12 protein-coding genes are annotated in these 12,281 nt (G+C 75.5%); 4 read left to right on the forward strand and 8 right to left on the reverse strand.

The window, feature by feature from the left end; all coding sequences use genetic code 11:
- Positions 1 to 19 precede the first annotated feature (19 nt).
- The 6 genes from HF526_RS05000 to hrcA all read right to left on the reverse strand — a co-directional run bounded on the left by HF526_RS05000 (position 20) and on the right by hrcA (position 6,683).
- Complete coding sequence (locus HF526_RS05000; RefSeq protein WP_169380063.1) at positions 20 to 1,672, reverse strand: thiamine pyrophosphate-binding protein; 1,653 nt, start codon at positions 1,670 to 1,672, stop codon at positions 20 to 22.
- The gene (locus HF526_RS05005) at positions 1,669 to 2,445 is read right to left on the reverse strand and encodes a cyclase family protein (RefSeq protein ID WP_169380064.1); all 777 of its coding nucleotides are present in this window, start codon (positions 2,443 to 2,445) and stop codon (positions 1,669 to 1,671) included. Before HF526_RS05005 ends, HF526_RS05000 begins: the two co-directional genes overlap by 4 nt.
- Before the next feature lie 74 nt (positions 2,446 to 2,519).
- On the reverse strand, positions 2,520 to 3,410 hold the full coding sequence (locus HF526_RS05010) for an alpha/beta hydrolase family protein (RefSeq protein WP_338051297.1): 891 nt from the start codon (positions 3,408 to 3,410) through the stop codon (positions 2,520 to 2,522).
- Between the two features lie 251 nt (positions 3,411 to 3,661).
- Positions 3,662 to 4,426, reverse strand: coding sequence for a 16S rRNA (uracil(1498)-N(3))-methyltransferase (locus HF526_RS05015; RefSeq protein WP_169380066.1), 765 nt, complete (start codon positions 4,424 to 4,426; stop codon positions 3,662 to 3,664).
- 22 nt (positions 4,427 to 4,448) lie between these two features.
- Positions 4,449 to 5,615, reverse strand: a complete 1,167-nt coding sequence (gene dnaJ, locus HF526_RS05020; protein WP_169380067.1) for a molecular chaperone DnaJ — start codon at positions 5,613 to 5,615, stop codon at positions 4,449 to 4,451.
- 48 nt (positions 5,616 to 5,663) lie between these two features.
- Complete coding sequence (gene hrcA, locus HF526_RS05025; protein ID WP_169380068.1) at positions 5,664 to 6,683, reverse strand: heat-inducible transcriptional repressor HrcA; 1,020 nt, start codon at positions 6,681 to 6,683, stop codon at positions 5,664 to 5,666.
- A gap of 237 nt (positions 6,684 to 6,920) precedes the next feature.
- Here hrcA and HF526_RS05030 point away from each other — a divergent pair, with 237 nt between their 5' ends.
- The 3 genes from HF526_RS05030 to HF526_RS05040 are packed head-to-tail and all read left to right on the forward strand — an operon-like array spanning position 6,921 to position 9,870.
- Positions 6,921 to 8,048 carry a serine/threonine-protein kinase gene (locus tag HF526_RS05030; protein WP_169380069.1) on the forward strand — a complete coding sequence of 376 codons (1,128 nt, stop codon included), beginning with the start codon at positions 6,921 to 6,923 and terminating at the stop codon, positions 8,046 to 8,048.
- Positions 8,045 to 9,043 carry an ABC transporter ATP-binding protein gene (locus tag HF526_RS05035; RefSeq protein ID WP_338051298.1) on the forward strand — a complete coding sequence of 333 codons (999 nt, stop codon included), beginning with the start codon at positions 8,045 to 8,047 and terminating at the stop codon, positions 9,041 to 9,043. The genes HF526_RS05030 and HF526_RS05035 overlap by 4 nt, the downstream gene beginning before the upstream one ends.
- Entirely contained in the window at positions 9,040 to 9,870 is an 831-nt protein-coding gene (locus HF526_RS05040; protein ID WP_169380070.1) for an ABC transporter permease, read from the forward strand. The genes HF526_RS05035 and HF526_RS05040 overlap by 4 nt, the downstream gene beginning before the upstream one ends.
- Before the next feature lie 24 nt (positions 9,871 to 9,894).
- Here the strand turns inward: HF526_RS05040 and HF526_RS05045 are convergent, their stop codons facing one another.
- Positions 9,895 to 10,701, reverse strand: a complete 807-nt coding sequence (locus HF526_RS05045; protein WP_169380071.1) for a lipase family protein — start codon at positions 10,699 to 10,701, stop codon at positions 9,895 to 9,897.
- Positions 10,702 to 10,794: 93 nt separating this feature from the next.
- Complete coding sequence (gene hemW, locus HF526_RS05050; protein ID WP_338051299.1) at positions 10,795 to 11,970, reverse strand: radical SAM family heme chaperone HemW; 1,176 nt, start codon at positions 11,968 to 11,970, stop codon at positions 10,795 to 10,797.
- A 178-nt stretch (positions 11,971 to 12,148) separates the two neighbouring features.
- On the opposite strand from hemW, the gene HF526_RS37285 reads away from it, so the two are divergent.
- Positions 12,149 to 12,235, forward strand: a complete 87-nt coding sequence (locus HF526_RS37285) for a putative leader peptide (RefSeq protein ID WP_420821588.1) — start codon at positions 12,149 to 12,151, stop codon at positions 12,233 to 12,235.
- Positions 12,236 to 12,281 lie beyond the last annotated feature (46 nt).

The raw sequence follows: 12,281 nt of genomic DNA on the forward strand, positions 1-12,281 counted from the left end.
TGCTCACCGTAGTGGGCGGTCAGTGCCCCAGGAACGCCTCCGCCAGCCACCACGAGCCGCCGTCGGAGGCGATCTTCGCGTCGACCAGGAGGGGGGCGGTGCGCGGACCGGCGACCCAGTCGGCGACGCCCTTCAGGTCGCCGAGCGCACGCACCGTCACCGCCTCGAAGCCGAAGCCGCGGCCGATCGCCGCGATGTCGGTCTCCGGGAAGCGCACGGCATCGAGGTCGGCGCCGTCCGGGCCGAAGTGGTGCACTTCGGCGCCGTAACCGCGGTCGTCATAGACCACCACGACCATCGGGATGCCCAGCCGGACCACGGTCTCCAGCTCGGCGACCCCCATCAGCGCGCCGCCGTCGCCCAGCGCGGCCACCGCCAGCCGGTCCGGCCGGGCCAGCGCGGCGCCGATCGCCGTGGCCAGCCCCAACCCGATCGACTGGAACCCCTGGGTGAAGCAGAACCCGAACTCGTCGGGCACCGCCAGGTAGGCGCTCGGGTAACCCATGAAGTTGCCGGAGTCGACGGCGACGACCCGCTCGGCGGGCAACACGTCGTCGAGCCCGATCGACAGCGTGCGCGGGTCGATCCCGTCCGGGCCGGTCAGGTCGTCGAACGGAACGTCGCGCCAGCGCACCCGGGTCTCGATCACCGAGCGGACGTCGTCGGTGCGGTAGCCGGTCGCGGTGCGTGAGCCCAGCGCGGCGAGCACGTCGGTCGCGGTCGCCGCGACGTCGCCGAGCACCCCGAGATCGACCGGGCGGTTCCCGCCGATCGCGTCCGGGTCCAGGTCGACCTGCGCCACGCGGGCGCCGGCGCCGACCAACCGGCCGTGCCGCATCGTCCACATGTTCAGCGCGCAGCCCCAGCCCACGACGAGGTCGGCGCCGCTGATCAGCTCGGCGGCCGGCGGGGAGGCGAACCCGCCGGAGATGCCCAGCGACCACGGGTCGCCGTGGAACAGCCCGGCCGCGACGGCCGAGGTGGCCAGCAGCGCCCCCGACGCCCCGGCCAGCGCGCGCAGCTCCTCCCGCGCACCGCGGGCGCCGCGCCCGGCGACGAACACCGGGCGCTGGGCCGCGGCGATCAGCTCGGCGAGCGCGGCCGCCGCGCCGGCGGCGGGCCGGCCCGCGGCCAGCTGCGGCACCGCGGGGACCGCGGTGGAGCCGGCCGTGTCGTTGCCGGGCGCCGCCATCGCCTGCACGTCGAGCGGCAGGTTCAGCACCACGGTCCGGCGCTGCTGCACGGCGGTCCGGTAGGCCCGCACCGTGTCGGCGATCGCGCCCGCCGGCGAGTGCACCCGCTCCGCGACCGCTCCGACCGCGCTCACCAGCGCGTCCTGGTCGATCCGGAAGTTGGACCGCACCGCGGCTCCGGCGGTGTCGGCGGCCAGCACGATCAGCGGGGTGCGGCTCTTGGCCGCCTCGGTGATCCCGGTCATCGCGTTGGTCAGCCCGCAGCCCTGGTGCACCGACAGCACCGCCGGTCGCCCGCTCATCCGGGCGTAGGCGTCGGCCATCGTCGCGGCGCCGCCCTCGTGCCGGGCCGCGACGAACGGGACGCCCGCGGCGCGCAGCGCGTTCGTGACGTGGAAGTTCCCGCTGCCGACGACCCCGAACGCCTGTCCGACGCCCAGCTCGCCGAGCGTGCGACCGACCAGTTCTGCGACGTTCACGCGTTCTCCACCAGAGCCAGCACCCGGGCCGGGCTGCCCGACCCACCGACGATCGGCAACGGCCCGGCGATCACCACCGCGCCGGTGGCGGGCAGCCGGGCGAGGTTCTGCAGCTGGGTCAGCCCGTACTTGCCCGCGCCGAGCAGGAACGAGTGGCAGGGGAACGGCGGGTCGAACGAGTGGGCGCCGCCCGCGTCGGTGCCGACCGTCTCCACGCCGACGCCGAGCAGCGAGGTCTCCTCGGCCAGCCACCGCGCGCACTCCACCGAGATCCCCGGGGTGTGCGGGCCGCTCTCGTCGGCGTTCACGAACTGCGCGGCGTCTTCGCTGCGCGCGTCCCAGCCGGTGCGGTAGAGCAGCCAGCCGCCGTCGGGCAGCGAGCCGTGCTCGGCCTCCCAGGCCCGGACGTGGGAGATCTCCAGCAGGAAGTCGGGGTTCTTCGCCGACTCGGCGGAGAAGTCGAGCACGACCGCGGGGGCGACGAGCCGGTCCGGCGGCACCTGGGAGATGTCCTGGCCGTCCTTGCCGGTCACCCAGTGCACCGGGGCGTCGAAGTGGGTGCCGGTGTGCTCGCCGGTGTGGATGTCGTTCCAGTACCAGGCCGGGCCGCGCTCGTCGTAGCGGCTGATCTCCTCGAGGCCGAACGGGATGGTGTTGGCGAACGGCTCGGGCAGCCGCAGGACCGGCGTCCCGGAGTGCAGCGGCGCGGTGAGGTCGATGACCTCGACGCAGCGGGTACGGAGCGCCTCGAGCAGGTCCTGCAGCACGGACATCGCAGCTCCTCGGAAGTAGGCGGGGGTGACCGGCACAGCATCGCCGAACCGATGCACTCCCGGCCATACGCCGATCAGCCGAGCAGCCGCTCCACCGCGTGCCGGCACTGCGCCCAGGCAGCGGTCGACGGGTCGATCACGGCGAAGTGGTCGACACCGGGCAACGTGATGAGCTCCGCGCGGTCGCCCGCGGCCCGGGCCGCCGTCGTGAACCGCTCGCTCTGCCGGATCGGGACCCGGGTGTCGTCGGTGCCGTGCACGCAGATCGTCGGCACCCCGATGGGGAGCCGGGCCACAGGCGAGGCGAGCGCGTAGCGCTGCGGGACCACGCCGGGTGCGCCGCCCAGCAGGTCCTGCACGGCGCCGGCCCCGACGCCGCGCTCGGCGGCGCCGACGAGGTCGAGCACCCCGGCCTGACTGACGACACCGCGCAGCCGGACCCGGGGATCCGCGCCCGGAGCACCCGCCGGCAGCCCGGGCCGCGCGGCCAGCCAGACGGCCAGGTGCCCGCCGGCGGAGTGCCCGAGCGCGACGACCCGGTCGAGGTCGAGGTGCGCGGCCGCCTGCCGGTGCCCCACGGTGTCGAGCACGGCCAGCAGGTCCAGGGCCGCGGCGACGTCGTCGAACGTGGCCGTCCAGCCGCCGTCGCCGCCGACCCGGCGGTACTCGACGTTCCAGGTCGCGAGGCCCGTCCCGACCAGCGCGGCGGCGAGCGGGCGGCCGAGTTCGAGCCCGAACCGGTTCCGCCAGAACCCGCCGTGCAGGATCACCACGACGCCCCGGACGGGCCCGGCCGGCAACGTGAGCTCGCCGAACTGGCTGGGATGCGGGCCGTAGGGCACTCGCAGCGGCGCAGGGCCGGCCGGCGGCGCTCCCGGCCCGACGGCGCACGCCGCGAGGACCGCGGGCAGTGCCAGCAGCCGGCCGGCGGCCAGGCCCAGGGAGACGACGCGCGGACGGCTCACGGCATCGATCATGACACGGCGTCCGGGGCGGTGGGGCCGTTCTGGTTGCCACGCCGCGGCGGACGTGGGGGGACACCCACCGCGACGTGGCGCCGCCGGACGAGGGGGACTCTCCGGCGGCCCGGCGGGTGCGAACACCCGCGGTCCCAGCCCTGGTCGCACGAGGCGACCGGTCCGGTCGAGGATAGACCGTGCCCCTGCTGGGTGGTTGACGAGTCACCCGGATGACGGCAGCGGCCGCCACCGGTCGTTCAGATGGACCAACGGCCGGTCAGCACGCCCAGCGCGCCGAGCGCCACGGCCGCCGCGGTGGACGCTCGCAGCACTTCGGGCCCGAGCCGGACCGGCCGTGCGCCGGCGGCCACGAGCTCGTCGATCTCGGCGGCGGTGATGCCACCCTCCGGGCCGACGACCAGCAGCAGGTCCCCGCCGCCGGGCAGCTCCCCGGCGGCGGCCAGCTCGCGCAGTCCGACGGTCGCGCCCTCGTGCAGCACCAGGGCGCATGCGGCCTCGCCGACCCGGCCGGCCAGCGCGCCCGTCGTCACCGGCTCGCCGACCTGCGGCACCCACGGGCGGCGGGCCTGCTTGGCGGCCTCGCGCACCGTGCTGCGCCAACGGGCCAGCGCCTTGTCCCCGCGGGTGCCGGCCTCCCACTTCGCGACGCAGCGCGCGGCCCGCCACGGGAGCACCTCGTCCACCCCGGCCTCGGTGGCCATCTCCACGGCGAGCTCGCCGCGGTCGCCCTTGACCAGGGCCTGGGCCAGCACCACGCGCGGCGCGGGCGGGTCGAGGGTGACCCGCTCGACGACGTGCACGGCGAGCGAATCGCGGCCGACCGCCTCGACCACGGCGCGGGCCAACCCGCCGCGGCCGTCGGCGAGCTGGATCTCCTCGCCGACCCGCAGCCGCTTCACGGTCGCGGCGTGCCGCCCCTCCGGGCCGGTCAGCTCGGTGCTGCCCCCGGCCGGGGGCAGCCCGTCGGTGCCGTCGACGAGGAACAGCGGTGCGGTGCTCACCGGGAGATCATCCCGGAGGGCCTCAGCGGCCGCCGAAGGAGTCGCGCAGCCGGGAGAACAGCCCGTGCCCGTTGCGGGCGCCCACCGCCAGGTCGGGCTGCTCCTCACCGCGCAGCGCGGCGAGCTGCCGCAGCAACTCGGTCTGCTCCTTGTCGAGCTTGGTCGGCACCGCGACGTCGATGTGCACCATCAGGTCGCCCTGGCCGTCGACCCGGCCGGTCGAGCGCAGCCGGGGCATGCCCTTGCCACGCAGTGTGCGGACCGTCCCGGCCTGGGTGCCCGCCTCGACGTGCAACTCCTCGACGCCGTCGAGCGTCGGCAGCGGCAGCGTGGTGCCCAGTGCGGCCGCGGTCATCGGCAGCTGCACGGTGCAGTGCAGGTCGGCGCCGTCCCGGGTGAAGACCTCGTGCGGCACCTCCTCGACCTCGACGTACAGGTCACCGGCGGGCCCACCGCCGGCGCCGACCTCGCCCTGTCCGGCCAGCCGGACGCGCATGCCGTCGGCGACACCGGCCGGGATCCGGACCCCGACGTTGCGCCGGGCGCGGACCCGCCCGTCGCCGCCGCACTGCCGGCACGGCTCGGGGATGACCTCGCCGAAGCCACGGCAGTTCGGGCACGGCCGGGAGGTGACGACCTGGCCGAGGAGCGAGCGCTGCACGCTCTGCACCTCGCCACGGCCGCCGCAGATGTCGCACACGGTGGGCGAGGTACCCGTCGCGCAGCCGGAACCGGTGCATTCCGAGCAGATCACCGCGGTGTCGACGGCGAGGTCACGCTGCACCCCGGAGGCGCACTCCTCGAGCGTCAACCGGATCCGGATCAGCGCGTCGGCGCCGGGCTGCACCCGGCTGCGCGGTCCGCGTCCCCGGCCGCCGCCGGTGGCGGTGCCGAAGAAGGCGTCCATGATGTCGCCGAAGCCGAACGCGCTGAACGGGTCGGCCGCGCCCGCTCCGCCGCCGCCACGACCGTTGTCCAGCGGGTCGCCGCCGAGATCGACGATGCGCCGCTTCTCCGGGTCCGTGAGCACCTCGTAGGCGGTGCTGACCTCACGGAAGCGTTCCTGCGCACCCGGGTCGGGATTGACGTCGGGATGCAGTTCCCGGGCCAGCCGGCGGTACGCCCGCTTGATCTCGTCGGGGCCGGCATCGCTGTCGACGCCCAGGATCCCGTAGTAGTCCCGTGCCACCCTTGCGTTCCCCATGATCCTTCAGCTAGAAGTCGTGCCGGCGCGCGATCAGCGCCCGGACAGAATCTCACCCACATATCGGGCGACCGCATGCACCGCCGCGATCGTGCCCGGATAGTCCATCCGCGTCGGTCCGACGACGCCCATCCCACCCAGCACCGTGCCTGCGCCGTAGCCGATGGAGACCACCGAGGTGGCCCGCATCTCCTCGACCTCGTTCTCCTCACCGATCCGCACCGTGACCAGGCCCGGGTCCTGCGCCGCGGCCAGCAGCTTCAGCACCACGACCTGCTCCTCGAGCGCTTCCAGCACCTGGCGCAGCGACCCCGGGAAATCGGCCACGTTACGCGTCAGGTTGGCGGTGCCGCCCAGGACCAGACGTTCCTCCGGGTGCTCGACGAGGGTCTCGATGAGCACCGTGGACAGTATCGTCGCGACATCGCGCAGCTCGGCGGGGACCTTCTCCGGCAGCTCGGCGACCGCCGCCGAGGCGGCGGTCAGCGCCCGGCCGGCGAGCGCGGCGTTGATCTGGGCGCGCAGATCGGCCACGTCGTCGTCGTGCAGCACCTCCCCGAGGTCGACGACCCGCTGATCAACCCGCCCGCTGTCGGTGATCAGCACCAGCATCAGCCGGGCCGGGGTCAGCGAGACCACCTCGAGGTGCCGGACGGTCGACCGGGTCAGCGTGGGGTACTGCACCACCGCGACCTGCCGGGTCAGCTGGGCCAGCAGCCGGACACTGCGGCGCAGGACGTCGTCGAGATCGACGGCGCCTTCCAGGAACGTCTGCACCGCCTTGCGCTCGGCGCCCGACAGCGGCTTGACCTGGGACAGCCGGTCGACGAACGCCCGGTAGCCCTTGTCCGTCGGGATCCGGCCCGCGCTCGTGTGCGGCTGAGCGATCAGGCCGTCCTCCTCGAGCACGGCCATGTCGTTGCGGACCGTCGCGCTGGAGACCCCGAGGTTGTGCCGCTCCACAATCGCCTTGGAACCGACCGGCTCGTGGGTGGACACGTAGTCGGCGACGATCGCCTGCAGCACCGCGAATCGGCGCTCGTCGGCGTTCACCGCCCACCTCCTCGTCGATCAACGATCACCGGATGTACCGGACCAGTCTAGGCGCTGGGCGGACGTTGGGGCCGATTCACGATCGCCACCGCAGGTGTGACCTCGGTGGAGTGCCGCCACAACGGGCCGCCGCCGATCCGCCGGGCGGCGGCCGACGGACGTTTGTCGAGCTACCGAAGGGGTAGCGGCCCGCGGGACCCGACCCGTTCACCGGCTCCTGTGGCATCGTCGGGTGGCGTGGTTGCCGCGCCTCGATTCAGCCGGCGATGGCTGCTGGTCGCCGCCGGCGCCGCCGGTCTGGTCGGGCTCGGGGTGGCCCCCGGGGTACTGCCCGCCGTCTCCACCGCCGGTACCGCCCCGGAGCAGCTGCGGGACCGGCTGCGGGCGTCCGCCGCGCAGCCCTACGTCGGGTACGCCGAGAGCAACGGCCGGCTCGGGCTGCCTCAGCTCCCCCAGCTCGAGCAGGTCACCGGGTTGCTCACCGGCACCACCCGGATTCGGGCGTTCGTCGCCGGACCCGACCGATGGCGGGTCGACGAGCTGACCCCGGCCGGCGAGCGCGGCACCTACCACTGCGGCGACGCCGAGGCCGTCTGGGACTTCGGCGCGAACCAGCTCACCCGCGTCGTGGGCACCACCCCGGTCCGGCTGCCCCGCGCCGCCGATCTGGTGCCGCCCGATCTGGCCCGCCGCCTCGTCGGCGCGACCCGGGCCGACCCCGTCACGGGACTGGCCGCCCGGCGGATCGCGGGCCGCGACGCCGCCGGGCTGCGGGTCGTCCCGGCCGACCCCGGCACCACGGTCGGCCGGGTCGACGTGTGGGCCGACCCGGTGAGCGCGCTGCCGCTGCGGGTCGAGGTCGCCGGCCGCGGCGACGCGGCACCGGTCCTGATCACCGAGCTCCGCGACGTCGACCTGCGCGCGCCCGCCGACGACGTCCTGGTCCCGACGGTGCCGCCGGGTGCGGGGTCGGTGACCGCCCGGGCCGCCGACGTCGCCGGCGTGCTGCGGGCGCAGGGCGCCCCGGAGCCGCCGTTGCAGCTGGCCGGCCGGGCCCGCGTGCGGCTGCCCGGCGACAGCGGGGACGCACTGCCGGGGGTGGGGCTCTACGGCACCGGCCTGGCCGCGTTCGTGCTGGTTCCGGTGAGCCGGCGGATCGCCGCGCAGGTGATCGACGACGCCGGCGGCGCGGGTGGGACATCGCTGGACATCCCCGGCGCGCGGGCGGTCCGCGTCGGCACCCCGCTGCTGTCGCTGGTCGCGCGGACCGTCGGCCGGCGCGGCGGGGCGTTCCTCGCCGGCGCCGTGGTCCCGGAACTGCTGGAGCAGGCGGCGCGTGAGCTGCCGGTCGGGGGGCGGGTGTGAGCACGGTGGCGGCGGCGCCGGCGTCATCGGCGTCCTCGGCGGACGAGGTCATCGTGACGTCCGGGCTCACCAAGCGCTTCGGGCGGGTGACCGCGGTCGACGGCGTCGACCTGCGCGTCCCCGCGGGCGTCCGGTTCGGGTTGCTCGGCCCGAACGGGTCGGGCAAGACCACGCTGGTCCGGATGCTCCTCGGACTGGTGCACCCGACATCCGGGTCGATGGAGGTCCTCGGCCGCGCCATGCCACGGCACGCCGGCCGGGTGCTTCCGCAGATCGGGGCCCTGGTGGAGAGCCCGGCGGCCTGGGCCAACCTCTCCGGCCGGGCGAACCTGCGGCTGCTCGACGCGGCCGGGCCTGGCGGGCGGCGGCGCGACCGGCGCGCCCGGGTGGAGCACGCGCTGGAGCAGGTGGGCCTCGGCGGGGTGGACCGCCGCCCGGTGCGCACCTACTCGCTGGGCATGCGCCAGCGGCTCGGGATCGCCGCCGCCCTCCTGCGGGCACCGCGACTGCTGCTGCTCGACGAGCCGACGAACGGGCTCGATCCACGCGGGATCACCGAGATGCGGGCGCTGTTCACGCAGCTGAACGCGGCCGGCACCACGGTCGTGCTGTCCAGCCACCTGCTGGGCGAGGTGGAGGCGCTGTGCACCCGGATCGGGGTGATGGACGCCGGGCGGCTGGTGCTCGCCCAGGACCTCGCCGCGCTGCGGGCGCCGACCGGGCGGGTGCTGCTGCGCACCCCGGACCCGGCGGCCGCGGTCGCGCTGCTGGACGGCCGCGTGGAGGCCCGGGCGGATGGGCGCGACGGCGCGCTGCTGACCGTGCGGCACGACGACCCGGGCGCGCTGAACCGTGAGCTGGTGGCCCACGGCGTGCCGGTGACCGGGTTGAGCACCCAGCGGCGGTCGCTGGAGCAGGTGGTGCTGGAGGTGACCGGGGCGGGCTCGGACCGGATCGAGCGGGCCGGCGCTGCGGGGTGGGGGGTGCCGCGATGATCGGGGTCGAGCTTCGGCTGATGCTGCACCGGCGCCGGGTGTGGCTGTGCTGGATCCTGCTGTGCGGGCTGCCGGCGCTGGTCGCGCTGTTGCTGGCGACCACCCGGCTGGCCCCGCCACCGGGCCGCGGCGGGGCGTTCCTGTCGGCGGTGGTGGCGAACGGACAGCTGTTCCCGGCCGCGGCGCTGGCGCTGGTGCTTCCGGTGTTCCTGCCGATCACGGTGGCCATCGTGGCCGGCGACGCGGTGGCCGGCGAGGCGTCTGCGGGCACGCTGCGCTACCTGCTGGCCCGGCCGGTCGGGCGACTGCGGCTGCTCACCGCGAAACTGATCTCGGTGGCGGCGTTCGTGCTGCTCGCGGTGCTGTTCGTGACCGTGACCTCGTACCTCGTCGGGGTCGCCGCGTTCGGTTTCGGTGCGCAGACGCCGCAGGGCGGGGTCGCCGGGATCCCATCGCTGTCCGGGGCGGTGCTCACCCCGTTCGACCTGGTGCTGCGGACCGCGGCGACGGTCGGATACCTGGCGCTGTGCATGCTCGCGCTGGGCGCCGTGGGGCTGTTCTTCTCCACGCTGACCGACTCCCCGCTCGCCGCGGCACTCGGCGTGCTCGCCCTGGTGGTGGCCAGCGCGGCGCTGCAACCGCTGGACGCCGCGGCGGCGATCGAGCCGTTCCTGCCGACCTCGCACTGGCTGGCCTGGGTCGACCTGTATCGCGACCCGATCCTCTGGGAGAGCGTGCGCACCGGGGTCGAGGTGCAACTGGGCTACGTGCTGGTGGCGTTCGGGGCGGCGTGGGCGAACTTCGCGACCAAGGACGTCACCAGCTGAGGGCGGCCGCCCGCGGCGTGCCGGTCAGCCCGCCCCGGCCGCCCGCACCGCCGCGCACTCCTGCGGGCCCGCCGCGGACAGTGGCGCCGCCGACAGCGCCCGCAGCACCAGCCCGGTGACGACGGGATCGGTCGGCAGCGCGGAGTGGCCGACCCGGGCGCCCGCACACACCGACTGCACGGGGACGTTCACGGCGCCGTCGAGCCGCGCGGAGTCCGGCGGGGTCACGGTCTCGTCGTCGGCGGTCCACACCGACAGCCACGGCAGCGCCGATCCCACCCGGGCCCGCTCCAGCTCCGCGAGCTCGGCACTGCCGGGGACGAGCTGCCGGCACGCGACCGGGCACGCGTCGGGGGCCAGCAGCGCGCCGGCGCCGGCCACGGTGGTGCCGTGCAGCGGCGCGCCCAGGGTGACGACCCGGCGGGCCTTGGAGGCGCCCTCGTCCCGCGCGACCCAGAGCCCGGCCACCACGCCCCCGGCCGAGTAGCCGACCACGTCCACCGAGGGGGCGCCCGCGGCCAGTGCGGCGTCGACGCCGTCGTCGAGCACCCGGACCTGCGCGAGCAGATCGCCGGTGCCGTCACCGGCCAGGGTCAGGACCTGCGCGGTCCGGCCGGTGGCCTCGATCCGCCTCGCCAGGCTGAGCAGCGAGCTGCGGCCACCGCCGTAGCCGGGCACGAGCAGCACGGTGCCGGGCCGGTCCTGCGCCGGGCGCGCCAGTGGGTCGACGGAGACGCTCCCGCGGCCGAGCACCTGTACTCCGACGCCGACCGCGGCCGCCAGCACCATCAGGGCGAGCAGCCCGACCAGCAGCCGCCGGCGCGGGCTCACCTCGGCGACCCGTCGACCGGGAACGCCGATTCGGCCACCCGAAAGTGCCGACTCGCACGCCAGAAAGTGCCGACTCGCGGGGTCATGGTGGGGTTACACCGGGGCTGCGGCGAGGAGGTCCTGCACGACTCCGTCGGCCAGCAGCCGGCCGCGCCGGGTGAGCACCGCCCGCCCGGCGGCCAGCGCGCCGGGGTCGAGCAGGCCCTCGTCGGCGGCGCGGGCCGCGGCGGCCCGGCCGGCGTCGTCCAGCAGCACGAGCGGCAGTCCGGTGGCCAGCCGCAGCCCCAGCATCACCCGTTCGGTGGCCCGCTCGGCCGTGGTCAGCTCCTCGCGGCCGGCCTCGGGGGGCTCCCCGGCGCCGAGCAGCGCCGCGTACCGCGCCGGGTGCTTGACATTCCACCAGCGTGCCCCGTCGAGGTGGCTGTGCGCGCCGGGCCCGGCGCCCCACCAGTCCCCGTCGAGCCAGTAGCCCAGGTTGTGCCGGCAGGCGGCGTCCGGCGACGACGCCCAGTTCGACACCTCGTACCAGGAGAAACCGGCGCCGCTCAGCACGTCGTCGATCAGCTCGTAGCGCTCGGCGGCCACGTCGTCGTCGGGCGCGGGGAGCTCGCCGCGCGACACCCGCCGGGCCAGCGCGGTGCCGTCCTCGACGATGAGCGAGTACGCGGAGACGTGGTCGACCCCGGCCGAGAGCACCGCGTCCAGGGAGGACCGCAGGTCATCGTTCGTCTCCCCCGGCGTCGCGTAGATCAGGTCGAGGTTGACGTGGCCGATCCCGGCCGCGCGGGCCTCCCGGGCCGCGGCGACCGCCCGGCCCGGCGTGTGCCGCCGGTCCAGCACCCGCAGCACGTGCGGCGCGGCGGACTGCATGCCCAGCGAGACCCGGGTGAACCCGGCCTCGGCGAGCCCGGCGAAGAACTCCGGCGACGTCGACTCGGGGTTGGACTCGGTGGTCACCTCGGCCCCCGGCGCGAGGCCGAACTCCGACCGGATCACCGACAGCACCTCACCCAGCCGCTGCGCCCCGAGCAGCGACGGCGTCCCGCCCCCGACGAACACCGTGTCCACCGCCCGCGGCCCGACCGTGCGGGCGGCCAGCGCGAGCTCGCGGCGCAGGGCCGTCAGCCAGCCGTCCGGGGACGCACCGGATCCGTCCAGCTCGGAGGGGGTGTAGGTGTTGAAATCGCAGTAGCCGCAGCGCGCCGCGCAGAACGGCACGTGAACGTAGATCCCGAACGGCGGCCGGGATGCGGGAACGGCAGGTGACACGACATCCCAGTGTGCCAGCTACGACGCCGGGCGGCCCACAGCGCACACCCGCCGAACGCCGCGCCGCGGCACCCGGCTGCTCGCGCCGAGCGCCATACCGCAGAGTTCGGTCTGTGAGTCGGCTCCCAGCATCGGTCGCCCGGTAGCCATCCGGCGATCCAGATGGCACGCTGAGCGGGTGATAGCGCTGACCCTGCGGCTCGTGGCTCGACGTCACGTCGATCTGCAGCGTGTCAACAGCGCCATTTGTCGGCCGACCCGTTAGGTCCGCGCCGAATCCCTTCCATGGACTGACCGTCCCGGCGCCGGAC

The organism is Pseudonocardia acidicola (assembly GCF_012911935.1).
Lineage (GTDB): Bacteria > Actinomycetota > Actinomycetes > Mycobacteriales > Pseudonocardiaceae > Pseudonocardia > Pseudonocardia acidicola.